This window comes from Kribbella sp. VKM Ac-2568, from assembly GCF_004345365.1.
GTDB lineage: Bacteria > Actinomycetota > Actinomycetes > Propionibacteriales > Kribbellaceae > Kribbella > Kribbella orskensis.
In genome coordinates this window covers 389,661-412,327 of the sequence record NZ_SLVF01000001.1, presented here as the reverse complement: position 1 = coordinate 412,327, position 22,667 = coordinate 389,661, and the positions used below count along the sequence as shown (strand labels likewise).

Annotated in this window: 23 protein-coding genes and 1 pseudogene; 6 read left to right on the top strand and 18 right to left on the bottom strand. The window is 69.1% G+C overall.

Annotated elements, in window-relative coordinates:
* Positions 1-59: 59 nt before the first annotated feature.
* Together EV648_RS01970 and EV648_RS01965 are read left to right on the top strand one after the other, a co-directional pair.
* Positions 60-614 carry a 2'-5' RNA ligase family protein gene (locus EV648_RS01970; RefSeq protein WP_132284397.1) on the top strand — a complete coding sequence of 185 codons (555 nt, stop codon included), beginning with the start codon at positions 60-62 and terminating at the stop codon, positions 612-614.
* Positions 611-1,270: pseudogene (locus EV648_RS01965) on the top strand (SAM-dependent methyltransferase); the annotation flags it as partial. The gene EV648_RS01970 and the pseudogene EV648_RS01965, both read left to right, overlap by 4 nt.
* Before the next feature lie 86 nt (positions 1,271-1,356).
* On the opposite strand, the gene EV648_RS01960 reads toward EV648_RS01965, so the two are convergent.
* Together EV648_RS01960 and EV648_RS01955 are read right to left on the bottom strand one after the other, a co-directional pair.
* Complete coding sequence (locus EV648_RS01960) at positions 1,357-2,784, bottom strand: PH domain-containing protein (protein ID WP_132284395.1); 1,428 nt, start codon at positions 2,782-2,784, stop codon at positions 1,357-1,359.
* Complete coding sequence (locus tag EV648_RS01955) at positions 2,781-3,269, bottom strand: PH domain-containing protein (protein WP_132284393.1); 489 nt, start codon at positions 3,267-3,269, stop codon at positions 2,781-2,783. The genes EV648_RS01960 and EV648_RS01955 overlap by 4 nt, the downstream gene beginning before the upstream one ends.
* 190 nt (positions 3,270-3,459) lie before the next feature.
* Here EV648_RS01955 and EV648_RS01950 point away from each other — a divergent pair, with 190 nt between their 5' ends.
* The 3 genes from EV648_RS01950 to EV648_RS01940 all read left to right on the top strand — a co-directional run bounded on the left by EV648_RS01950 (position 3,460) and on the right by EV648_RS01940 (position 6,666).
* Complete coding sequence (locus EV648_RS01950; protein WP_132284391.1) at positions 3,460-4,665, top strand: NADH-quinone oxidoreductase subunit D; 1,206 nt, start codon at positions 3,460-3,462, stop codon at positions 4,663-4,665.
* Positions 4,666-5,000: 335 nt separating this feature from the next.
* Entirely contained in the window at positions 5,001-5,363 is a 363-nt protein-coding gene (locus tag EV648_RS01945; protein ID WP_370452688.1) for a helix-turn-helix domain-containing protein, read from the top strand.
* Positions 5,364-5,415: 52 nt separating this feature from the next.
* Positions 5,416-6,666, top strand: a complete 1,251-nt coding sequence (locus tag EV648_RS01940; protein WP_241994818.1) for a type II toxin-antitoxin system HipA family toxin — start codon at positions 5,416-5,418, stop codon at positions 6,664-6,666.
* Between the two features lie 27 nt (positions 6,667-6,693).
* Here the strand turns inward: EV648_RS01940 and EV648_RS01935 are convergent, their stop codons facing one another.
* The 13 genes from EV648_RS01935 to dacB all read right to left on the bottom strand — a co-directional run bounded on the left by EV648_RS01935 (position 6,694) and on the right by dacB (position 18,362).
* Positions 6,694-7,050, bottom strand: coding sequence for a hypothetical protein (locus EV648_RS01935; RefSeq protein WP_241994817.1), 357 nt, complete (start codon positions 7,048-7,050; stop codon positions 6,694-6,696).
* Between the two features lie 95 nt (positions 7,051-7,145).
* Positions 7,146-7,664 (bottom strand): DUF3180 domain-containing protein, encoded by a 519-nt coding sequence (locus EV648_RS01930; RefSeq protein ID WP_241994816.1) that lies wholly within the window; start codon positions 7,662-7,664, stop codon positions 7,146-7,148.
* Between the two features lie 2 nt (positions 7,665-7,666).
* On the bottom strand, positions 7,667-8,233 hold the full coding sequence (gene folK / locus EV648_RS01925; RefSeq protein WP_132284385.1) for a 2-amino-4-hydroxy-6-hydroxymethyldihydropteridine diphosphokinase: 567 nt from the start codon (positions 8,231-8,233) through the stop codon (positions 7,667-7,669).
* Complete coding sequence (gene folB, locus EV648_RS01920) at positions 8,230-8,631, bottom strand: dihydroneopterin aldolase (protein WP_132189582.1); 402 nt, start codon at positions 8,629-8,631, stop codon at positions 8,230-8,232. The genes folK and folB overlap by 4 nt, the downstream gene beginning before the upstream one ends.
* A complete protein-coding gene (locus EV648_RS01915; protein WP_132284383.1) occupies positions 8,628-9,092 on the bottom strand; it encodes a nuclear transport factor 2 family protein in 465 nt (154 codons plus the stop codon). The genes folB and EV648_RS01915 overlap by 4 nt, the downstream gene beginning before the upstream one ends.
* Positions 9,089-9,886 (bottom strand): dihydropteroate synthase, encoded by a 798-nt coding sequence (folP, locus tag EV648_RS01910; RefSeq protein WP_132285052.1) that lies wholly within the window; start codon positions 9,884-9,886, stop codon positions 9,089-9,091. The genes EV648_RS01915 and folP overlap by 4 nt, the downstream gene beginning before the upstream one ends.
* A 141-nt stretch (positions 9,887-10,027) precedes the next feature.
* Positions 10,028-11,170 (bottom strand): S1 family peptidase, encoded by a 1,143-nt coding sequence (locus EV648_RS01905; RefSeq protein WP_132284381.1) that lies wholly within the window; start codon positions 11,168-11,170, stop codon positions 10,028-10,030.
* A gap of 137 nt (positions 11,171-11,307) precedes the next feature.
* Positions 11,308-11,910, bottom strand: coding sequence for a GTP cyclohydrolase I FolE (gene folE, locus EV648_RS01900; protein WP_132284379.1), 603 nt, complete (start codon positions 11,908-11,910; stop codon positions 11,308-11,310).
* Entirely contained in the window at positions 11,885-13,915 is a 2,031-nt protein-coding gene (gene ftsH / locus EV648_RS01895) for an ATP-dependent zinc metalloprotease FtsH (protein WP_132284377.1), read from the bottom strand. The genes folE and ftsH overlap by 26 nt, the downstream gene beginning before the upstream one ends.
* Before the next feature lie 193 nt (positions 13,916-14,108).
* A complete protein-coding gene (gene hpt, locus EV648_RS01890; protein ID WP_132189578.1) occupies positions 14,109-14,660 on the bottom strand; it encodes a hypoxanthine phosphoribosyltransferase in 552 nt (183 codons plus the stop codon).
* Positions 14,661-14,719: 59 nt separating this feature from the next.
* Positions 14,720-15,874: a tRNA lysidine(34) synthetase TilS gene (tilS, locus tag EV648_RS01885; RefSeq protein WP_132284375.1), complete on the bottom strand. Its 1,155-nt coding sequence runs from the start codon at positions 15,872-15,874 to the stop codon at positions 14,720-14,722.
* A complete protein-coding gene (locus tag EV648_RS01880) occupies positions 15,846-16,940 on the bottom strand; it encodes a zinc-dependent metalloprotease (RefSeq protein WP_132284373.1) in 1,095 nt (364 codons plus the stop codon). The genes tilS and EV648_RS01880 overlap by 29 nt, the downstream gene beginning before the upstream one ends.
* 60 nt (positions 16,941-17,000) lie before the next feature.
* On the bottom strand, positions 17,001-18,362 hold the full coding sequence (gene dacB / locus EV648_RS01875; RefSeq protein WP_132284371.1) for a D-alanyl-D-alanine carboxypeptidase/D-alanyl-D-alanine-endopeptidase: 1,362 nt from the start codon (positions 18,360-18,362) through the stop codon (positions 17,001-17,003).
* A 50-nt stretch (positions 18,363-18,412) separates the two neighbouring features.
* On the opposite strand from dacB, the gene EV648_RS01870 reads away from it, so the two are divergent.
* Positions 18,413-18,901: an inorganic diphosphatase gene (locus EV648_RS01870; RefSeq protein WP_132189574.1), complete on the top strand. Its 489-nt coding sequence runs from the start codon at positions 18,413-18,415 to the stop codon at positions 18,899-18,901.
* A 19-nt stretch (positions 18,902-18,920) separates the two neighbouring features.
* Here the strand turns inward: EV648_RS01870 and EV648_RS01865 are convergent, their stop codons facing one another.
* From EV648_RS01865 to EV648_RS01855, 3 genes are all read right to left on the bottom strand, one after another.
* Positions 18,921-20,363: an NlpC/P60 family protein gene (locus tag EV648_RS01865; protein ID WP_132284369.1), complete on the bottom strand. Its 1,443-nt coding sequence runs from the start codon at positions 20,361-20,363 to the stop codon at positions 18,921-18,923.
* Positions 20,364-20,625: 262 nt separating this feature from the next.
* Positions 20,626-21,456 (bottom strand): endonuclease/exonuclease/phosphatase family protein, encoded by an 831-nt coding sequence (locus tag EV648_RS01860; RefSeq protein ID WP_132284367.1) that lies wholly within the window; start codon positions 21,454-21,456, stop codon positions 20,626-20,628.
* Positions 21,457-21,531: 75 nt separating this feature from the next.
* Complete coding sequence (locus EV648_RS01855; RefSeq protein ID WP_132284365.1) at positions 21,532-22,635, bottom strand: oxidoreductase; 1,104 nt, start codon at positions 22,633-22,635, stop codon at positions 21,532-21,534.
* Between the last annotated feature and the right edge of the window lie 32 nt (positions 22,636-22,667).

Genomic DNA, 22,667 nt, shown 5'->3' with positions numbered 1-22,667 from the left:
GGTAGTGCGGGCGGCGGGGATGGGGTCGAGTTCTTCGTCACAGGTGGGACGATGTGCCGGTGAACGGACAAGACCCTTGGGCGAAGCGGTCGGGGCTGACCGCGATCCTGATCGCCGTGCCGGAGCTCGCCGAGTGCACCGATCGCTGGCGGACGGCGTCGTTCTCGTCGGCCCGGCCCGACCTGGCGCTGTCCGAGCTGATCCCGCCGCACGTGACCGTGCTGGTGCCCTGGCTCAAGGACCCGGCGCCCGAACACGTCCAGCGGCTGACCGACGCGGTCTCGGCGGTGCGGCCGTTCGAGCTCAGCTTCCCCACTGCCGAGCAGTTCCCGAACGGCCCCGTCTGGCTCCGGCCCGAGCCCTTCGACCAGGTGCGCGCTCTGGTGCGGACGGTGATCAGCGCGTTCCCCGAGTGCCCGCCCTACGGTGGCGACCACCCCGACCCGCGTCCGCACCTGACGATCTCCGCGCAGGACCGCGACCCGGTGCTGGCCGAGGTCCAGGCTGCTCTCGCGGCCGCTCCGGCTCCGACCGTGACGCTCGACGACCTGACCATCTGGCGCGAGGGCGATGACCAGGTGTGGCAACTGACCGGGTCGGTTCCGCTGGGATGACGACCTTCCGGCAGGCCTGGGACCACGCGCTCTACGGTCCCGACGGCTTCTACCGTCGCGAACGCCCCGCAGCCCACTTCCGTACTTCGGTGCACGCGTCCGGGTTGTTCGGCCAGGCGGTCGCGCGGCTGGCCCGTGCCGTCGACGCCTCCCAGGTGGTCGACATCGCCGCGGGCTCGGGTGAACTCGGCGAGGTGCTGCGCGCCGAAGGCCTGCAGGTGCTGGACATCGAGCTCGACGACGAATTGCCCGACCGGCTGACCGGCCTGGTGATCGGGAACGAGTGGCTCGACAACGTGCCGTGCGAGCTGGCCGAGCTGGACCCGGCCGGCGTCCCGCGCTACTTGTGGGCGGATCTCAGTCCGGGTGACGTTGTGGAGGGCAACGACCTGGAGTGGCTGGAGAAGTGGTGGCCACTGCTGGAGCCCGGCGACCGGGCCGAGATCGGGATCACCCGCGACGAGGCCTGGGCGGACGTGCTCGGCCGGCTCGAGGAAGGTGCTGTCGCCGTTGCGATCGACTACGGACACCTGCGCGCCGGCAGGCCGCCGTACGGGACCTTGACGGGGTTCCGGAACGGGCGCGAGTGCGACCCGGTGCCGGACGGCTCGTGCGACATCACGGCTCACGTCGCGCTGGACTCGCTGGGCGGCACGGTGACCACCCAGCGAGAGGCTCTGCAGGCCCTGGGCGTCACCGCAGCACGGCCCAGCCAGGAGTTGGCCCGTGAGGAGCCCCTGCGTTACCTGGCCGAGCTGTCGTCCGCAGGGGAGGCCGCGGAGCTGCTGGACCCGTCGGGGCTCGGCGCCTTTGGTTGGGTGTGGACGGCGGCCGGGGAGTCCGCAGTACGGCGCGCCTCGCGGGCTCTGTCGGCCTGAGCCTCCAGGAGGGCCGCAGCTTCCGCCAGATCGCGGTGGAGGGCCACAGCGTCGGTCGGGCCCTGCGGAGTGTCTACGTGGACGTTGGCGAGCCCCAGACGGCGCTGCAGCGGTCCCTGCTGGAGACGGACCGACTGCGTCTTGTGGTGAAGCACGATGGACGTACGTCGACTCACCCACCCGCGGGTGGTCACCAGAACCTGCTCGTCGACTCCGTAGGCCAGGTAGCGCCAGCCGACCGGGCGCAGCCACTTCGCCCGCTCCGGGGCGCGGTGCATCTCGATCGCGGCCAGGTCGAAGCCGGGCAGCACCCTGGCGAGGACGCCGGCCACCTCCTGGCGCTCGCCGACCGGGAGAAGCTGAGCGCCGTCGTTCCTGTCCTCGCCGTCGCCACCGTTGCCACCGACGACGCCCGCGATGTCCAGGTCCACCCGGGACCAGCCCAGCAGCCGCCAGATCAGCGGTTCGGTGATCAGCAGGCCCTGGACGCGGCCCGGCGGAACCGTCTGGCGCTGGAGGTCGAACAGGCCGCGCTTGGTCCGCAGCCCGTCGTGAGTCTCGGACAGGGTGAACCTGTGGTTGCCGACGACCTGCTTCCAGATCGGCTGCACGACACCGAGCAGCAGCGGGAGAGCGGCGAACAGACCGATGTGGAACTCCAGCACCGTGGTCGCGACGATCAGCCAGATCAGGGCGGCCGTACTCGCGAGCACTGTCGACGACAGCAGCGTCGCACCGAGCAGCCGGCCGGTGGGAACCACCAGGAGCGGCTCCGGCTCCGCCTGTGGCGCTTGCTGCTCGGCCGCCTGCTCGCCCTTGGCCCGGTAGAGCAGGATCGCCCGCAGGTTCACCGCCTCGTCGTACCTGAAGTAGCTCAGCCTGCCGTCGCTCTTGCCTCCACCGGCCACGTCCATCCGCAGCTCGGCCATGCCGAACAGCCGGGCCACGAACGGCTGGGCCACGTCGATCGCCTGGATCCGGTCGAACCGGATGATCCGGGTCCGGCGGAACAGGAACCCGCTGTCCACCCGGATCGCGTCCGCGGTCAGCTGCCACTTGGTGAACCACCACGACAGCGCGCCGAGCAGGATCCCGCCGACCAGCACCGCGAGCAGCCCGAGCCCGGCGATCGTCAGGTCGCTGCGCAGGCCCTCGTTGTTGGCCATCGCGAACGCGGCCACGACGAAGTACCCCCAGCCCTTCACGAACGGGGTCAGCGGGTGCAACCGGGCCCCGCCGGTCTCGGCCTGCCGGATCTCCGGCGCTTCGGGGGGCGCGGACGGCTCGGTCACAGGCCCCACGCCTGCGCCTGACCGAGGGCGGACAACCGGTCACGCAGGCGAGCCGCCTCGTCCGGATGCAGCCCGGGGATCTTCGCGTCCGTCGCCGGGGTCGCGGTGTGCAGCTCCACCGTCGCCAGGTCGAACGCCCGCTCCAACGGCCCGGCGGCCACGTCGACGAACTGCATCCGCCCGTACGGCACGACCACCAGCTGGCGGAACATGATGCCGTGGCTGACCAGCAGCTCGTCCTCGCGCTCGGCGTACTTCCAGGACCGCTGGTTACGCCCGATCACGATCCAGGACCAGCCGAACCCGAGCGCGGCGACCACCAGCGCCAGTACGCCGTACAGCCAGTCCATCAGCATTCCGAACAGCAGCAGGCCCGCGATCGCCAGCAGGCCGAACGTGATCGCCGCGTTCAGCCTGCGCACCGTCGCGAGCTTCGGCGAGACCGGCGTCCAGCTGACATCCGAAGGTGCGAAGAGGTCGTCCACACCACCAGCCTGTCACGACAGGGTGCCGTGAGCGATGCAACTTGAATGATGGTGGCGTCCAGGTGCGTGCATCGCGGCGTTTGAGAAGCGTCCTCGATGCGGAGCATCGTGGATGATTCTCAAAGGTCGTGAGCTGCGTGCCTGGGCGTCAGCAGCGTCAAGTTGCATCGCTCACGGCACACTAAGGGTCATGAGTACCGAAAGAGTGGTGGGAATCGGGGCTGGAGCCGCGGGGCTGGACCCGCTGTACGAACGCGGTGGCACGGGTTCCGGTTCTGAGCTGCCGACCACCGACATGGTGCTCAACATCGGCCCGCAGCACCCCGCGACGCACGGCGTACTGCGGTTGCGGCTGACGCTGGACGGCGAGCGGATCGTCGGCTGCGAGCCGATCATCGGCTACATGCACCGCGGCGCGGAGAAGCTCTTCGAGGTCCGCGACTACCGCCAGATCCTGGTGCTGGCGAACCGGCACGACTGGTTGTCCGCCTTCTCCAACGAACTCGGCGTGGTGCTCGCCGTCGAGCGGATGATGGGCCTCGAGGTCCCGGTCCGGGCGGTCTGGCTGCGCACCCTGCTGGCCGAGCTGAACCGGATCCTGAACCACCTGATGTTCCTCGGCTCCTACCCGCTGGAGCTCGGCGCGATCACGCCGGTCTTCTACGCGTTCCGTGAGCGCGAGACGATCCAGGCGGTGATGGAGGAGCTGTCCGGCGGCCGGATGCACTACATGTTCAACCGGGTCGGCGGCCTCAAGGAGGACCTGCCGCTCGGCTGGCTGCAGCGTGCCGCGGGGGCCTCAGCCGCCGTCCGCCGCCGGCTCCCCGACATCGAGGACCTTGTCCTGGGCAACGAGATCTTCCGGGCCCGGACCGTCGGCGTCGGGCGCCTGTCTCCCGAGCTGATCGCCGCCTACGGCGTCTCCGGCCCGATCGCCCGCGCCTCCGGCGTCGACGCCGACCTGCGCCGCGACGAGCCCTACCTCGCCTACGAGGAACTGGCCCAAGACGGCGTACTGCGCGTGGTGACCCGCACCGACGGCGACTGCTTCTCCCGCTTCTCGGTACTGCTGGAGCAGGTCAAGGTCTCTCTCGACCTGGTGGACGCCTGCCTGGACCGGCTCCGCACGATGCCCGCCGGCCCGGTCAACGTCCGCCTCCCCAAGATCCTCAAGGTCCCCGAGGGCCAGACCTACGCCTGGACCGAGAACCCCCTGGGCATCAACGGCTACTACCTGGTCTCCCGCGGCGACAAGACCCCCTGGCGGATGAAACTCCGCTCCGCCAGCTTCAACAACATCTCCGTCATCCCCGAGATGCTCCCGAACACCATCGTCGCCGACATGATCGCCATCCTCGGCTCCATGTTCTTCGTCGTCGGCGACATCGACAAATAACAGGCGCCCGGCTCGCCTCCCCAGACGCCCATTCCGAGCAACTGCTCCGGCGCGGCTGAACCGAACGACAGGCAGAGGTCGCTCGCGAGGTCAACCTCCAGGCTCACCGAGGTGGTCAAGGCGCAGAGAAACGTAGTACTTCCTGTCATTCCGTACGCCGCTCGCTCGTCCGGCTGGCCGATAGTCCACGACGGACTGCCTTGCGCCAGGATTCGGCGTCGAGGTCGGCGACTGCTTCATCCACAGCAGGAGCGCTGAACCTCGACACATCCTCACCAGGCCAGCTAGGCTGAATCCATAAATACTGTACTATTTTTAGCTCACTATCAGACTTAATGTGCCTAAAACAGATCCTTATCTCTGGAGATAGCATGCCTCGGCAGACCAAACCACTGCCACGCCCGGTGGCGCGAGCACTGGGGACGGCTGGTGAACACTTCAGTACTTGGCGCCGTCTCCAGCGCCTCACTGCCGAGCAGGTGGCAGACCGCGCCGGAGTCTCCCGAGGGACCGTCCGGCGGCTTGAGGCAGGCGAGGGCGTCAGCCTGGAGAGCACATTTCGCGTCGCGAGGGCACTGGGTGTTCTCGAGCAATTGGTGACTTCGCTGGATCCATACACGACCGACGTCGGTCGTCTGCGTGCAGACGAGGAGCTTCCTCGGCGAGTGCGCCCGGCCCGGCAGCGTTCCGATGGCTAAGTCCCCGAGAGGCGATCAGGCCGATCGGACCATTGCTGCCACGGGTGACCCGTTGCCCAGCAAGGTTGATGTGCATGTCCAGATCGACGGACAAGATGTCAGAGCCGGTCAACTGAACTCGCACTACGGACGGGGCACGGAGTCGGCGACGTTCCTCTACGACCCGTCCTACCTCGCCGACCCACGGGCGTATCCGCTCGAACCGGCACTGCCGCTCACCATCGGCGCACAGCACACCGCGGTCGGCGTCTCCATGTTCCACTCCTTCGCGGACAGCTCTCCCGATCGTTGGGGCAGGGTTCTGATCGCCAAGGCTGAGCGGCGCCGCGCGAGAGACGCGGCCTCGACACCCCGGACCCTGAGTGGGTTCAGCTACCTCCTCGGCGTCCGCGACGACCTGAGACAGGGCGCCATCCGGTTCGCTCTGCCCGGGACCACCGGGTTCATCGCCGACGACGCAAGCGGCGTACCGGCCCTCACGGACCTTCCCGCACTGCTCGACCTTGCCGAGCGGACCGAAGACGACGATGCCGACCTTGCAGGCCTGACGAAGCTGCTCCGAGCCGGCAGCTCGCTCGGCGGCGCCCGGCCGAAGGCGCACGTTCGCACGGACAGCGGCGCGATCGCGATCGCGAAGTTCCCCAGCCGATCCGACGAGTGGAACGTCATGACGTGGGAGAAGGTCGCCTTCGACCTCGCCCGGGCAGCCGGCATCGTCGTACCGGACTCGACACTGCTGAAGATCGCGGGACGAGACGTCCATGTGATCAATCGCTTCGATCGAGTGGCGTCCCGCCGGATCGGCTACGTCAGCGCGATGACGATGCTCGAAGCGCCCGACGGCGACACCGGCAGCTATCTCGACATCGGCGCGGTCATCGAGGAGCACTCAGCCGCCGCGAGTGAGGAGCTCCGCCAACTCTGGAAGCGGATGGTGTTCTCCGTCCTCATCTCCAACCTCGACGATCACCTGCGGAACCATGGGTTCCTCCGCCGGGTCACCAGTTCATGGGCGCTGTCGCCTGCCTTCGATCTGAACCCTGACCCTTCGCCCGGCGCCAAGTACCTCTCGACCGCGATCAACGAGACGGAAACCGACGCAAGCGTCGAGCTGACCCTGGATGTTGCCGAGTTGTTCCGCCTCGACCGGTCGGAGGCGGTGGCGGCGATGGCAGAGGTCGCGAAGGCGGTCTCACGCTGGCAAGACGTGGCAACTCAGCTTGGTCAGACGAAGAAGCAGATCGACCAGATGGCGCCGGCTTTCGAGCACGAGCAAGCCGTCATCGCCCGCCGACTCAGCTGATCCCGCATCCTGCCCAGCAGTAGTACGTCAGCTGGCGGCTAGGCCGCGGAGCTTGAGGTCCACCACGGTGGGGGCGTCGGCGATCGAGTGTTTGTCGCCGGCGGCAACGACCGTGGCGACTTCCTCGTCGATCTTGTCGAGGCGCTCGTCGATGCGGTCCAGGCGGCGCTGCATCAGGTCGACGAACTCGGCGTTCTCGACTACGCGGGCGCTGGTGATGCGGGAGTACTCCCGGGCCACCTGGGCGCGCTCGTCGCTGTGGGCCAGGCGTTCGACCAGGAGTTGGTGGCGGACCAGGAAGGAGGCGCCGATCGCGACCAGGACGGCGGCGATCGCGGCGGCGCGCAGGATCCACTGATTCTGGGAGAAGAGAGCGATGCTCACAGTCAGGCAGATGACGACCAGTAAGCCGTTTGCGACGGCGAGAACTGTGGCCCTGGTTCGACGGCGGCTACCCCTTGACCCCATGGACCGACATGTTAAGGGGTGTCCTCGGGGTCATCGGGGATGCGACACGCCCGTTCGAGGAGCAATCCGGCCGTGACGACCAGCACTGAGATCACGGCCGCGGCACCGGCTGTGATCACGCGGTTGCGCGGCCCGGAGGAACCGAGGGCGCCCAGGAAGGATAACGCGAACCCTGCGTAAACACCGGCGCACAACGCGCCGACGAATGCGGACGCTTTTCCGATCAGCAGCAAGAAAACCGCGCGGGACGCCTCGATCCGCTCCCGCCGGACCTGGATCCGCTGGTGGGTGTTGCGGGCGGCGGCGAACAGCAGCGCCGCCAGGAAGCCCCAGGCGACCAGCGTGAGCCACGACACCGTCGGCGCGACGCCGCCGCCGGACTCGATCGCCTTGACCAGGGTCCAGCCGATCGCCGCCCCGAGGACGACGATCGCGACCAGCAGCCGACGGGAGGTCGGCCGGACCGAGCCAGGGCGCGGAGGTTCTTTGCCTGCGCCTGGCGCACGATCCGGGCCGGTACCGCCTGACACCACTACTGCAGCTCGATGGTGAGGTCGTCGACCTTCTTCACACCTTCGGTGCCGACACCGGCCAGCAGTTCGGCGACCGGGCCGACGCCGGGCAGCACCGCGTCGGGCTCGATGTCGAGCCACGGCGCCAGCACGAAGGCGCGCTCGTGCGCCCGCGGGTGCGGGACCGTCAGCTCCTCGGACTCGATCGTCTTCTTGCCGTAGGTGATCAGGTCGACGTCCAGGGTCCGCGGCGCTCCCGGCACGCTGCGCTCCCGGCCGAACGCCTGCTCGACCGCGTGCGCGCGGTCCAGCAGCGTGTCGACCGACAGGGTGGTGTCGGCGAGCAGCACGATGTTCAGGTACGGGCCGGACTCGTCCGGGCCGCCGACCGGCTCGGTCTCATAGACCGGCGACACGTCGACGACGACGACGTCTGGGGTGTCCCGCAGTGCGTCGACGCCGCCCTGCAGGTTCGCCTCGCGGTCGCCGAGATTGCTGCCGAGCGACAGGATCACCTGGCGGATCGGCTTGAGGCCACCGCTGAGGGTGTCCGCATCGATGACGTGGGGGCTAGGGGTCTCGGTCACGAGGATTCTCCGGCTCTGCGCTGCACGGTCAGGACAACGTCGTCGAACGGCACCTTGATCGGCGCCGAGGGTTTGTGGATGGTCACCGCGGTTCCGCTCACCCGCCGGTCGGCGAGGCACAGATCCGCGATCCGTTGTGCCAGTGTCTCAATCAGGTCGACAGGGTCGTTCTCGATGGCGGCGTGCACCTGTTCCGCGACCACGCCGTAGTTCACGGTGTCGGCCAGGTCGTCGGTCGCCGCGGCTTTGCGGGTGTCGAGCTCGAGCCGGACGTCCACCACGAACTCCTGGCCCTCGGCCCGTTCGTGGTCGAAGACGCCGTGCCGGCCGAAGCCACGGATGCCGCGGATCTCGATCACGTCAGGAGGTCCGGCGGCAGGCATCACGGGACCGCTCATTCCGCCTCCTCCTGTCGACCCCCAGACGACAGTACCGGGGAGGCGTGGTGGATCCACAACCGCCAGCCGGAAGAAGTTTTCCTGAAGACGTTCGTGGCCAGTGCCTTGCCCCCCGCGAAACCCTCTTCAGGGGCCCCTTCACCGGAGGACAGGACATTCTCCGTACACGTGACGTAAGCCACGTCTTCATCCACTCTTACCTGTACGTCGGTGAGGAAGAACTGGATGTAGGGCGTATTGGCGAAGATCATCGCCCACGCCCGCATCATCTCGCTGTAGCCGTAGATCGCGGCGTTGCCCGGGTGGATGCAGACCGGATCGGGTTCCGGCAGCCAGACCGCGGCCATCAGGTCCAGGTCACCCGCCTCGAACGCGTTGTAGAACGCCGTGTTCGCGTTCAGCACAACGCTCTCGGCGGAGGCACTAGTCCCTCGCCGCGTACCGCCCGGCTCTTCCGTCATACCGCTCCCCATCTACGCGCCACCCGCACCGCATCCGCACTCGGCGCCACTGCGTGGGCCCGGACGCACCAGGCGCCCGCCGCAGCGGCGAGGGCGGAGACGGCCGCGCTGGCGTCGTCTCGTCGGACGGCCGGTCTCGGCTCGCCGGTCTTCTCGTCGGCGAGCAGCCTACCGAGGAACGCCTTGCGGGACGCACCGATCAGCAGCGGCCGCCCGAGCACACCGAACTCCCGCAGCCGGCGCAGCACCTCCCAGTTGTGGTCCGCGTTCTTCGCGAAACCCAGTCCGGGGTCCAGTGCAACCCTGTTCAAGTCCACTCCAGCCTGCTGGATCACCTCCAGCCGTTCGCCGAGCTCCGCGATCACTTCCGCCACCACATCGCCGTACTGCGCCCGCTGCTGCATGTCGGCAGAGTGCCCACGCCAGTGCATGCACACGTACGGCGTACCGCGTTGTGCCACCAGGCCGAGCATGTCCGGATCGGCCAGCCCGCCGGACACGTCGTTCACCATCACGGCGCCGGCGTCGAGCGCGAGGGCGGCCACGTCGGCCCGCATGGTGTCCACCGAGATCAGCGCTCCCTCGGCGGCCAGGGTCTCGATCACCGGCAGCACCCGGCGGATCTCCTCGGCCGGTGCGGGGCGTTCGGCGCCCGGCCGGGTGGACTCGCCACCCACGTCCAGCAGGTCCGCACCCTCGGCCAGCAACTCCCGGCCGTGCTTGATCGCGGCCGACGGCTCGAACCACTCACCACCGTCGGAGAAGGAGTCCGGGGTCACGTTGACGACACCCATCACCAGACAGCGGTCCGGTGTGGGCAAGCCTTCGACATGACTCGGTGGGGCAGTTCGCACCCGACCACCGTAGTGGCCGTGCCCGAACCGCCCCACCTAGGTACCAGGCCCCCATCAACTCCCGGCTCCCGCCGGGGGTCGCTAACCCAGTACCAATGAGGCGCCGCTAGCGGACAGCGCCTCACCGATCGGTTGTGAGTAGGACTCGTTCGCCTGCCCGTGCTTGTCCATGCACTGGCCGCTGATCAGCGCGGCCCCGCTGGTGATGCCTTGCGCGTAGTCGCCGGTCATGTTGGCACCGCCGGAGTCGCCGGACTCCACACAGGCGGTGTGCTGGAACAGGCCCTTGACGATCCTGTTGTTGCCGTAATTCACCGTGACGTTGCGGGCCACGATCTGCCCGCAGGTCCAGCCGGTGCTCTTGCCGGACTTGCAGAGGGTGGCGCCGACCATCGCGTTCGCCGAGCCGCGGATCACCACGTCGGTGGCGCCCCAGCGCTCGACCAGGCCGCGCTGGTCCCAGCCCTCGATCACGTTCACCGAGCCGTAGTCGTTGCCCGGGAAGCTCGAGGACCTGGTGGTGCCGAGGATGTAGCCGTTGCGGGAGAACGAGGGCTTGCCGGCGGTGCAGTGCCCCGCGGTCAGGAAGATCCGGGCGCCGTCCCTGGTCTGCGCGTTGAACCCGAGCGAGCAGGTGTAGCCGGTGTTCTTGTCCACCTGGTAGCCGCCCAGCAGGCCGAACTCGCCGTCGGTGGGAGTCACCACGCCGGGGGCCCGCCGGATCGTCACCTTGTCGCCGTTGGCCTGGGCCTTGCGCAGGAACCGCTTGGTCAGCAGGTCGCGAGCACCCGACGGGACCGTGACGACGACCGTCCCGCTGCGGGGGTCGACGAACCAGGACCTGACCCGGCCCGCGCCGGAACCGGTCGCCACGTGGTCGAGCTCGCGCTGCACGGCGAGCAGTTCGTCCGCGGTGAAACGCACCAGCCGCGGGATCGCGCCGGCCTGCCGGACGAGCTCCGCAGTGGCCCGATCGGTCACGGCGATCACCAGCGCGCCCGCCTCGTCGAGATAACTGCCGACGGCCCGGGACCCGAGCTTGCCCTCGAGATCCTGCGCCTGGGTCTGGACCTGCAGCAACTGCTGGTCCGCCACGGGCAACTCGGGGTCGCCCTCGGAGCCGGTCTGGGGGTCCGCTTGCGCGCCGTTCGCCGCGATCAGTCCGGCAGCCGTCAGTACGACGATCCCGGTGAGAGCGGCGCCGACCCGAAAACGCCCTGACATACCTTCCTCCTCACGCCGGCGCCCTGCCTGTGCGACCAAGCACCACTACGGAAAGTATTCGCTCAGACACGGATTGTCCATGGCTATGGCTCCGAAATGTTCAACGAAACCGTCGCGGTGAAGCTACGGGTCCGGCGTCAGCCGACGATCAGGCTCATCGCCTCGGCCCGGGTGACCGGGTCGCGGAGCTGGCCGCGAACGGCCGAGGTGATCGTCTTGGCGCCCGGCTTGCGGACGCCCCGCATGGTCATGCAGAGGTGCTCGCACTCGATCACCACGATCACGCCGCGCGGTTTCAGCAGCTCCACCAGGGATTCCGCCACCTGAGTGGTCAGCCGCTCCTGCACCTGCGGGCGTTTCGCGTACACGTCGACCAGCCGGGCGAGCTTCGACAGCCCGGTGATCCGCCCGTCCGCGCTCGGGATGTAGCCGACGTGGGCCACCCCGGTGAACGGGACCAGGTGGTGCTCGCAGACCGACCAGACCTCGATGTCCTTGACCAGCACCATCTCGTCGTGGCCGAGGTCGAACGTGGTGGTCAGCACGTCCTCGGGGTTCTGCCCGAGCCCCGCCGTGATCTCGGCGTACGAGCGCGCGACGCGGGCCGGGGTGTCCTTCAGGCCTTCACGATCCGGGTCCTCGCCGATCGCGATCAGCAGTTCCCGGACCGCACGCGCGGCCCGGGCGTGATCGAACTTCGGCGAGGTCACCCGGTCACTCCGCGGGCGGAGTGGGGCCACCACCGTAGTTCGGGCCGTGCGCGGCCTCGTCCGGGCCGACCGATCCGCCGGGGATCACGTCGGACAGCGAGCCGTTCTGCTCACCGCGGTTCGGCAGCGGCATCACCGGCGGCTGCTCCGACGGCACCCGGGTGGACGAACCGGTCCACGCCGGCCGCAGCTCGCGCTTCTGGATCGGCGTGAAGATGCGGGCGATCTCGGCCTTGTCGAGGGTCTCCTTCTCGAGCAGCTCCTCGACCAGGTGGTCCAGCACCGCGCGGTTCTCGGCCAGGGTGTCGAAGGCCTCCTGGTGCGCGTTCAGGATCAGCTTGCCGACCTCCTCGTCGACCGCCGCGGCGATCTCCTCGGAGTAGTTGCGCTGGCTGCCCAGATCCCTGCCCAGGAAGGGCTCGCCGGAGTCCTGGCCGAACTTGATCGCGCCCAGCCGCTCGGTCATGCCGTACTGCGTGACCATCGCCCGGGCGAGGGCGGTCGCCTTCTCGATGTCGTTGCTCGCGCCGGTGGTCGGGTCGTGGAACACCATCTCCTCGGCGGCGCGGCCACCGAGCATGTAGGCCAGCTTGTCGAGCATCTCCGACCGGGTGGTCGAGTACTTGTCCTCGTCCGGCAGCACCATCGTGTAGCCCAGCGCACGGCCGCGCGGCAGGATCGTCACCTTGTGCACCGGGTCGGAGTGCGGCAGCGCCGCGGCGACCAGGGCGTGTCCGCCCTCGTGGTACGCCGTGAGCACCTTCTCCTTGTCCGACATCAGCCGGGTCCGGCGCTGCGGTCCGGCGATGACGCGGTCGATCGCCTCGTCCAGCGCGTTCTTGTCGATCTGCTGCTTGTTCAGCCGGGCGGTGAGCAGCGCCGCCTCGTTCAGCACGTTGGCCAGGTCGGCACCGGTGAAGCCCGGCGTACGGCGAGCGACCGCGCGCAGGTCGGCGTTCTCCGACATCGGCTTGCCGCGGGCGTGCACCTTCAGGATCTTCTCGCGACCCGGCAGGTCCGGAGCGTCGACCGCGATCTGGCGGTCGAAGCGGCCCGGGCGCAGCAGCGCCGGGTCGAGCACGTCCGGACGGTTCGTCGCTGCGATCAGGATCACACCGCCGCGCACGTCGAAGCCGTCCATCTCGACCAGCAGCTGGTTCAGCGTCTGCTCGCGCTCGTCGTGGCCACCGCCGAGGCCCGCGCCACGGTGCCGGCCGACGGCGTCGATCTCGTCGATGAAGACGATCGCCGGGGCGTTGGTCTTCGCGGTCTCGAACAGGTCGCGGACCCGGGAGGCACCGACACCGACGAACATCTCGACGAAGTCCGAACCGGAGATCGAGTAGAACGGCACGCCCGCCTCACCGGCGACGGCCCGGGCCAGCAGCGTCTTACCCGTACCGGGCTGGCCGTACAGCAGGACGCCCTTCGGGATCTTCGCGCCGACCGCCTGGAACTTGCCGGGTTCCTGCAGGAACTCCTTGATCTCGCCGAGCTCCTCGATCGCCTCGTCACACCCGGCCACGTCCGCGAAGGTCGTCTTCGGCGTGTCCTTGGTGATCAGCTTGGCCTTCGACTTGGCGAAGCTCATCACCCGCGAGCCGCCGCCCTGCATCGAGTTCATCAAGAAGATGAAGACCACGGCGATCAGCAGGAACGGGATCAGCGTCGAGAACACCTGGCCGATGAAGCTCGGCTTCGGGTTCTCCACGTCGTACTTCTCGAGCTTGTCCTGCTGGAAGAGGGTCTGCAGCTGGGTGCCCAGCGTGTTGGCCTGGCCGTCGACCCAGTGGGCCCGCACCTTGGTGCCGTCGGTCTTCTCGACCCGGATCTCCTGGTCCGGATCGATCAGCGTCACCGACTTCAGCGTCTTGTCGCTCGACGTGGTGGCCTGCTGGATCAGTTGCACGACCTGGCCGGTGGGCTCGGTCTTGTACCCGGTCGAGCCGGTCAGGAGCTGTCCGATCACCAGGACGCCCAAGAAGGCGATGACGATCCAGAACAGGGGTCCGCGGAAGATGCGCTTCACGTCCATGATCAGGGCAGGCGCCCCGTCCCTCCTAGCTCAGCAGGCCCGGGTGTGTGGGCTTGTGACGGTAATACCAAGTCCAAGTGTCTCGTGTCGGGCAAGCGTGCCCACCACGAGGGTCACCGAACGACGGTACGGGCCCTGTCTACAGCCTGTCACCAACTTCGCCGGGCAGCACTGTCACCAACGTCCGGCGCGGTCAGGAGTAGACGTGCGGCGCGAGGGTCGCCACGCAGCGCAGGTTCCGGTACTTCTCGGCGTAGTCCAGGCCGTAGCCGACCACGAACTCGTCCGGGATGTCGAAGCCGACGTACTTCACCGGGACCGCCATCTTGGCCGCATCCGGCTTGCGGAACGCGGTGCAGATCTCCACCGAGGCGGGCTTGCGGGACTGCAGGTTGCTGACCAGCCAGCTCAGCGTCAGCCCGGTGTCGATGATGTCCTCGACGATCAGCACGTGCCGGTTGGTGATGTCGGTGTCCAGGTCCTTCAGGATCCGCACCACCCCGGAGGACTTGGTGCCCGAGCCGTAGGAGGAGATGGCCATCCAGTCCATCTCGACGTGCCGGCGGAAGGAGCGGGCCAGATCGGCCATCACCATCACGGCACCCTTGAGGACGCCGATCACCAGCAGGTCCTTGCCCTCGTAGTCGGCCTCGATCCGCACGGCCAGTTCCTTGAGCTTGGCCAGGATCTCGTCCTCGGTATGGAGGATCTTGGTCAGATCCTTCTCGATGTCCGCCGCATCCACGGGATCAGCGTGTCATACGCAAGCCCGATCCGATCAATCCGGGGGCGGTCCCTGACCGGTCAGGTCAGCCCTGGAGCGAGCACGATCGAGCCGTCCCGCCGGACCGCCCGGACGCCTTGTGGCAGGTCGATCCAGCGTTGCCCGCGCCAGTCCGTGATCAGCAGGTCGACGGCGGCGATGTGGCCCGCTGTGAGATCCGTCGCTTTGCAGCCGGCCTCGAGGGCCGCCTGCCGGAGCGCCCTGGTCCGGATAGCGGTCGGCTCCACCTCGAGCATGCCGATGTCGCAGACCACCTCGTCCTCAGCACGCCGTACCGCGGTCTCCGCGAGGTCGGCCGCCAGGACGTCGAGGGCGTCGGCATCGGCCCGCAGGAGCCCAGCGGTCCGGGCGAGGGCCTCGGTCACCCCTGGCCCGAGAGCCTCCTCGAGCACCGGCAGCACCTCGTGCCGCACCCGGACTCTCTTGTACGTCGGGTCGTCGTTGTGCGGGTCGTGCCACGGCCGCAGGCCCGACGCGATGCATGCGGCGGCCGCAGTACTCCGTGGCACGTCCAGCAGGGGACGTCGGAGCAGTCCTGCCGCCGAGGCCATCCCCGCGAGCGAGCGGGCGCCTGAACCGCGGGCCAACCCGAGCAGGACGGTCTCGGCCTGGTCGTCTCGGGTGTGAGCCAGGAGGATCACGTCTGCGCCGAACTCGTCGGCCGCGTCGCGCAGCGCGTCGTACCGGGCTCTGCGGGCGGCTCCTTCGGGGCCGCCTTCAGTGCCGACCTCTACTGGGCGTACCTGGACCGGATCGAGGCCCAACGAGCGGCACTGATCCGCAGCGGCCGCCGCGACGTGGGCGGAGTCCGCCTGCAGCCCGTGGTCGACGATCACCGCCCCGGCCCGGAGCCCGAGTTTCGGCGCCTCGAAGGCGGTCGCCGCGGCCAGTGCGAGCGAGTCAGCGCCACCGGAGCAGGCGACCAGCACAACCGTCCCGCGGGGTAGCTCGACGAGTCCCGCGCGGACGGCTTCCCGCGTCCGCGCGACCGCAGGGTGGAGCCGGCCACGCCGCTGCTCCACCAACTCCTCTGCCTCCTGCTCCCCGCTCGCCGCCCGGTGACGGCCGGCCGACGCGGGCTCAGCCACCTGCTCGTCGGCCTGTCCGTCCGTTGGCGTACCTCGCTCACCGCCGGCCGGCGCGGTGTCAGCCGTGGAGTCGGGAGACCCAGGCATCGGGGTTGGCGATCTCGTTCTTGGTGGGCAGGGTGTTCGGGCCGGTCCAGACCCGGTTGAAGCCCGCCATGCCGACGCGGTCGACCACGCGCCGGACGAAGGCGGCGCCGTCCTGGTACTGCTTGAGCTTGGCGTCCAGCCCGAGCAGCCGCTTCAGCAACTGGTCCACCGGGCTACCGCTCGTGCGGCGGGAGGTGAACTTGGCGCGGATGGTGTCCACGGTCGGGATGACGCTCGGCCCGACGCCGTCCATCACGAAGTCCGCGTGGCCCTCCAGCAGCGACATCACCGCGGTCAGCCGGTCCAGCACGGCCCGCTGCTCCGGCGACTGCATCAGGTCGACCAGGCTGAGCTCGGCCTCGCCCTTCACCGACCGTCCGAGCCGCTGGACGGCCTCCCGGAACATCGCCGCGTACGCCGAGGCGTCCAGCTCGGCCTGGTCCAGGAACAAGGCGATCTCGGACCGCAGGTGGTCCCGCAGCCAGGGGACCGCGGTGAACTGCACCCGGTGGGTCTCCTCGTGCAGGCACACCCAGAGCCGGAAGTCCCGCGGTACCACGCCGAGCTCGGACTCGACGTGCATCACGTTCGGCGCGACCAGCAGCAGCCGGCCGGTCAGGTCGGGACGTGCCGGGTCGGGCTCGGACGGGTAGAACGGGTCGAACTGCCCGAGCACCCGGGAAGAGAGGAAGGCCAGCAGCGCGCCGGCCTCGATCGCGGTGACGCGGGAACCGACCGCGGATGACAGCCCGCCGGTCCGCTCCTGCTTCTCGCGCAGCTTGTCCGCCAGGGGTTGCAGCACGGTCCTGAAGCCGTCGGCGTTGGCCTGCACCCAGCCGGGGCGGTCCACGATCACGACGGGTGCGGTGGCGGAGGTCGCCTGCAGCCCGGTGAACTCCCGCACATGATGCTCCGAGTCGGCGGCGAACTGCCGCAGCTCGGCGACCACCTGGTCCGCTTCGGCGCGACTGACCGCCGGCCCCGGCCGGAGCAGCTTGCGAGCCACTCCCGTCGCCAGCTGCCAGTCGACCATGTCAGCCGCGGTCCCACCTTCCGCCGTACTCATGTTTCGACCCTAGTGCCATGTTCCAACATGCGCCCTCCCACCCGCACCGGTCGAGGTCGGTCAGCTGATGCAGCCGCAGGTGGAGAGGGCGGCGGAGGCTCGGTCCAGGGCGGCTCGGGCGTCCAGGGCCTTCGCGGGTGGGGCGCTGTCGGTGGCTACGGCGAAGACGAGGACTGTGCCTGAGGTGGTGCGGACCAGGCCGGCTAGGGAGTGGACGCCAGTGAGGGTGCCTGTCTTGGCGCGGACCAGGCCGGTGCCGGCACTCGTGCCGGGGCTGGCGAAGCGGTCTTCGAGGCTGCCGGTGAAGCCGGCCACCGGCAGACCGGTCAGCAGGTGGCGTAGTTGCGGCTTGTCGGGCGAGGCCGCCACCCGGACCGCGCCGGCGAGCACGTCGAGCGGGACCTGGTTGGTGCGCGACAGCCCGCTGCCGTCCTCGATCCGAGCCTTGCTGACGTTCAGCCCCAGCTTGGTCAGCGTGGTCCGGACGCCCTCGATCCCACCGGCGTAGGAGCCGCCGTTGTCCGTCGCCAGCCCGACATGCCGCAGCAGCACCTCGGCGCCGTCGTTGTCGCTGTGCAGGTTGACGTACTCGACGATGTCGCCGAGCGAGGCCGAGTGCACCTGGGCGACGTCCTCCCCCGGCGAAGCCGCCACCGCGGGCTTGATCGCCTTCGCCACGGTGATCCCGGCAGCCCGCAACTGCAGCGCGAACGCAGCGGCGGCCGCCTGGGCCGGTGAGGTGGCCCGCTTTGCGAGACCCGGATTCAGGCGTCCCTCGTTGACCCAGAGCGCGGAGGTCCGGGCAGCGATCCCCTCGGTGAGGTAGTTCGGCTCCCACTTCGCATTCGCGGCAGGCCCGGTGAACAGGCCGGCGTCGTACCCGAGGGTGACGCTGGTGACCCCCTCGGCCTTGAGCGCGGTCGCAGTACTGGCGGCGAGCTCCTGCAGAGAGGCGCGCGGTGGGAAGTCCAACGAGTCGGTGACTCGCTTCGTCGTCAGCAACGGGTCCCCACCGCCGACCAGGATGATCGAGCCGGCTCCGGAGCGCACCACCTTCGTGGTGAACGTGTGGTCCGGGCCCATCGTCTCCAGTGCCGACACCGTGGTCAGCAGCTTCATCGTGGACGCCGGCACGAACCCCGTCGCAATACCAGCCGAATAGACAGCCTTGCCACGCGACGCGTCGTACACGTAGACACCGTGATGCCTGCCCAGCGACGGATCCTTCATGGACGCCGCCAGCACCTTCTGTACGCCGAGCGCGGTGGGCGCGGTCCCCTTGGGTTTGGCCGGGGCCAGTACTGCAGGGGCGGCGGCGCCACGCTGCGACGAGCCACGCACTGCCTGCGCGCCGTTCGTCAGGCCGGCCAACAGCGTGCAGGCCAGCAGCGTGACGAAAACCGCACGGGGACGACGGGCCACCGGGCTGCTCCTGTCATTTCAACGGTGAGAACCGTGACAGTATCTGCCGTATGGAGTTCGACGTCTTCATCGAGATCCCCAAGGGCACCCGCAACAAGTACGAGCTGGACCACACGACGAACCGGATCCGGCTCGACCGGACCCTGTTCACGTCGACCCAGTATCCGGCCGACTACGGGTTCATCGAGGACACCCTGGGCCAGGACAGCGACCCCCTGGACGCTCTGGTGTTGCTGCCGGAGCCGACCTTCCCGGGCTGCCTGATCAGGGCCCGCGCGATCGGCATGTTCCGGATGACCGACGAGAAGGGCCCGGACGACAAGGTCGTCTGCGTGCCCGCCGGGGACCCGCGCCAGGAGCACCTGCGCGACATCCACCACCTGCCCGAGTTCGACCGGCTGGAGATCCAGCACTTCTTCGAGGTCTACAAGGACCTCGAGCCGGGCAAGTCGGTCGAGGGCGCCAGCTGGGTCGGCCGCGCCGACGCCGAGGCCGAGATCAGCGCCTCCTTCGAGCGGCTCAAGACCCAGCCGCACTGATCCCTGGGGTTCCGATTCATCAAGGGCGGCCGAAGAAGTCCGGGGATTCCCAGTAGTAGACGCTGTCGATCCTGACCGGCTTGCCGGTGCGCGGCGCGTGCACCATCCGGCCGCCGCCGAGGTACATGGCGACGTGGAAGATCGTGCCCGGATCGTCCGCGTTCTCGGCCCAGAAGATCAGGTCGCCGGGCCGCAACTCGTCCTCGGAGATGCGCTTGGTCTGCTCGTACTGCGCGACGCTGTAGTGCGGCAGTTGCACCCCGGCCCGCTGCCAGGCGGCCATCGTCAGACCCGAGCAGTCCCAGCGGTCGGGTCCGGCCGCGGCCCACAGGTACATGTCGCCCAGCTGCGACAGCGCGAAGTCGACGGCGGCTCGGGCACCGCGCGAGTTGTGCCCGGAGCCGCCGCCGCTGCCGCCCTTGCCAGTGCCGCTGCCCTTGCCGGTGCCACTGCCGGCGCTACTGCCACTGCCCTTGCCGGTGCCACCGCGATCGGGCTTGTGCTTCGGCGGCTTCGCCTTTTGCTGGTTCTTGGCCTTGTTCTCCCGCTCCTCGCGAGCCTTCTCGGCCGCTTCGCGAGCGCGCTCGGCAGCCTCCCGGGCCGCGATCCGCTTGCGCAGCTCCTCCGCCTTCTTGGCGGCCAGCGCCGCGGCCCGCTGCCGGGCGAGCTCCTCCAGGCCACGTTGCCGCTGCTCGGCGACCTGGACCGAGGTGTTCCGAAGGGTCGCGAGCTGGGCGATCTGCTGCTTGCGCTGGGCGCCGATCGCGGTGACCGCGGCGGCCTGGTTCGCCTCGGCGGCCTCGGCAGCAGCCTTTGCCTTCGCCGCTTCGTCGGTGGCGGCCTTCACCTTGGTGACGGCCTGGTCGGCCTGCACCTTGAACGCGTTGCTGACCACCTGCGTCGCCGTGAACCGGAGGAAGGATCCCTGCATCGCCTGGGACACCGAACGCGCAGCGCCGGCCGAGTCGAGCAACTGCTGCGGACCTTCCGAGGTCAGCAGCGGCCCGATCTTCGCGAGGTCGCCTCCACCCTGGTACGACGCGGCGGCGAACCGGCCGATCTGGCGGCGCTGAGCGGCCAGCGTCTGCTCGGCCTTCTTCGCCCGGTCGGCGGCGGCCGCGGCATCGGTCTTCGCCTGCTGCAGGCGGTACATCGCGCCGTTGTAGGCCTCGTCGGCCTTGCCGGACTCGATCCCGAGCCGCTCGAGGCGGTCGTTCGCGGCGGCGAGTTGCTGCTCGATCGTGGCGACCTGGGCCGCCTTCGCGGCGGCCGCCCGCTTGGCCGCGTCGACCGTGGACTGTGAAGGAATGACCGGAGGCTTGGGATCAGCCTGCGCCGGGACCGGGATCAGGGCCATGGTTCCGGCCAAGGAGACCGCGAGCACCCCGGAGAGCAAAGCCCTGCCGGTCTTCCCAGTGCTCGTGTCCCGCTGACCGGACGTAGCCCCTGTGGGCGTCCGCATCGGGTACTTCCTTCCGCCAGTCGCGAACCCCTTCCCCAGGGTTCGTGAACTTTTGGTCCTCCTGGACCACATGGGTGACACTAGTTGCCTGCAGCCCCATTGGGAACACCTTTCACACGAATAACTTTGTTTCACCTGCGTGTCGGCTTGACAAACTACAAGCTTGTAATTCATGCGCTCTGGGCGGACAGCAAAACCGGCGCCACCCGAGATCGGGTGGCGCCGGTGCGTCTGTACGGCGATCAGTCGCCGCGGGGCGGGGTCAGCGGAGGGTGAAGGTGGCTGCCACCGGGAGGTGGTCGGAGCCGTTGGTGGTGATCACCTTGGCGGCGGTCGGACGCAGCGTGGCGGTGTGCAGGACGAAGTCGATCCGCGCCGTCGGGTTGTCCGCCTCGATCGTGTACCCCGGCCCGACGCCGACCTCGGCCCAGGTGTCGCGCCAGACCGCGGTCAGAGTGGTGATCTCCGGCTTCTCAGGGGTGGCGTTGAGGTCGCCGACCAGCAGGGTGGGCGTCTTGGAGCCGGCCAGCAACTCGACCACCTTCTTCGCCTGCTCGAGGCGCTCGGCGTTGTTGTTCGACGTCAGGTGGGTGTTGGCGAACCGGACGTTCTGTCCCCGCACCTTGATCGTCGCGACGGCGAGCCCACGCTGTTCACCGGTCGGGTAGAGCGGCAGCAGGGTGTTGTGGAAGTCCCGGATCGGCGTCTTCGACAGCACGGCCGTGCCGTACTGCCGGCGCGGCTCGCCCTGGTTCAGCGGCGGCAGGTCCAGGTTCGCCGCGAAGGCGTAGTGCATCTGCAGCCTCCGGGCGAACCAGGCGGCCTGGTCCTCCCAGTTGCTGCGCTCGCTCCAGTGGTTGTCGACCTCCTGCAGGCCGACCACGTCGGCGCCGGAGTCGTCGATCACCTGGGCGATCCGCTCGAGGTCGAGGACGCCGTCGGTCCCCGCACCGTGGTGGATGTTGTACGTCAGGACCTTCAGCGGCCGGCCCGGGCGGTCGTCGGAATGCCCGGGGCTCGCGGCCGCCGCCGTCGGCAGCAGCATCAGCAGACCCGTGAAGGTGACCAGCAAACGTTTCGGAAGTTTGCGCATGCCCTCATCCTCACCGCAGCCAGGCGACCCCCGCACGACGTACGGGTGTCGCCCTGGCAACGGACCAGCAGCAAGTCAGCGCTTGACGGCTAGGCGGGCGACCGCGCCCTTCGCGCCGGAGGCCCAGCAGGCCGCCTTCGACCCGTGCCCGGCGCACTCGACGCTATCGAAGCTGCCGTCGTAGAACTGCGTCCAGCTCCGGCCGCCGTCGTAGCTGACGTCGCTGCCGGACGGCCCCACGGCGATCACCGTCGCCAGCGTCCGCGGTACGAAGGCCGAGCCGCTGCGGTATCCCTTGGGCGCCTTGTCCGCCGGAACCAGCTTCCAGCTGCGGCCGCCGTCGTACGTGACGGAAGCGGCCTTGACCGCCTCGGTCGGCTTCTCGAAGTCACCGCCGACCGCGACACCGAACAGCGGTCCACGGAACGCCAGGCTGAAGATGCCGGCCGCCGGCCCACTGGCCATCGGGGAGTCGGTCACCTTCCAGTTGCGACCGCCGTCGCTGGTGCGGAACACCCGCGGCCGGTCGCCACCGCCGGTCGCGAACCAGGCGGTCCGACCCGGTCCCGCGACCAGGCAGGTCCCGCTGGCGGCGAAGGCGAACTCGCCCGGCAGCGCGGCCGGCATCCCCTTCGTCGACTGCACCTGCCACGACTTGCCGCCGTTGGACGTCTCCGCGATCCGGAACTTCCCGTCGACCGGGTCGCTCAATGCCAGGCCGTGGCGCTGGTCGTTGAAGTCCAGGCAGTCATAGAACGCGTTCGGGTCGGTGTTGCGGAACGTCTCGGCCCAGGTCTTGCCGCCGTCGCTGGTCCGGAAGATCCGCGAGTCCTCGCCGGGACCGATCGCCAGGATCACCGCACGCTTCGCGTCGAACGCCTCGACGTCACGGAAGAGCAGGGTCTGGCCGGCCGGGCTGACGTTCTGCCAGGTCTTGCCGCCGTTGGTGGTCCGCAGCACCTGCCCCGCACTACCCGCCACCCAAGCGACATCCGCACTCACCGCCGCGAGTCCGCGGAACTGCGACGCACTCCCGGTCGGCTTCAGGTCCCACTGGTACTTCGGCCCGTGGTGCCCGCCGCCGATCAGGCCGGGGCTCGTCACCGCCTGGGCCGGCGTCAGTTGGGACAGCGCGAGCAGGACTCCGGCCGCGAGGGCGGCGATACGCAGCGTCTTCATGGGCGGCAAGGTAATACACCCACCCGACAGAA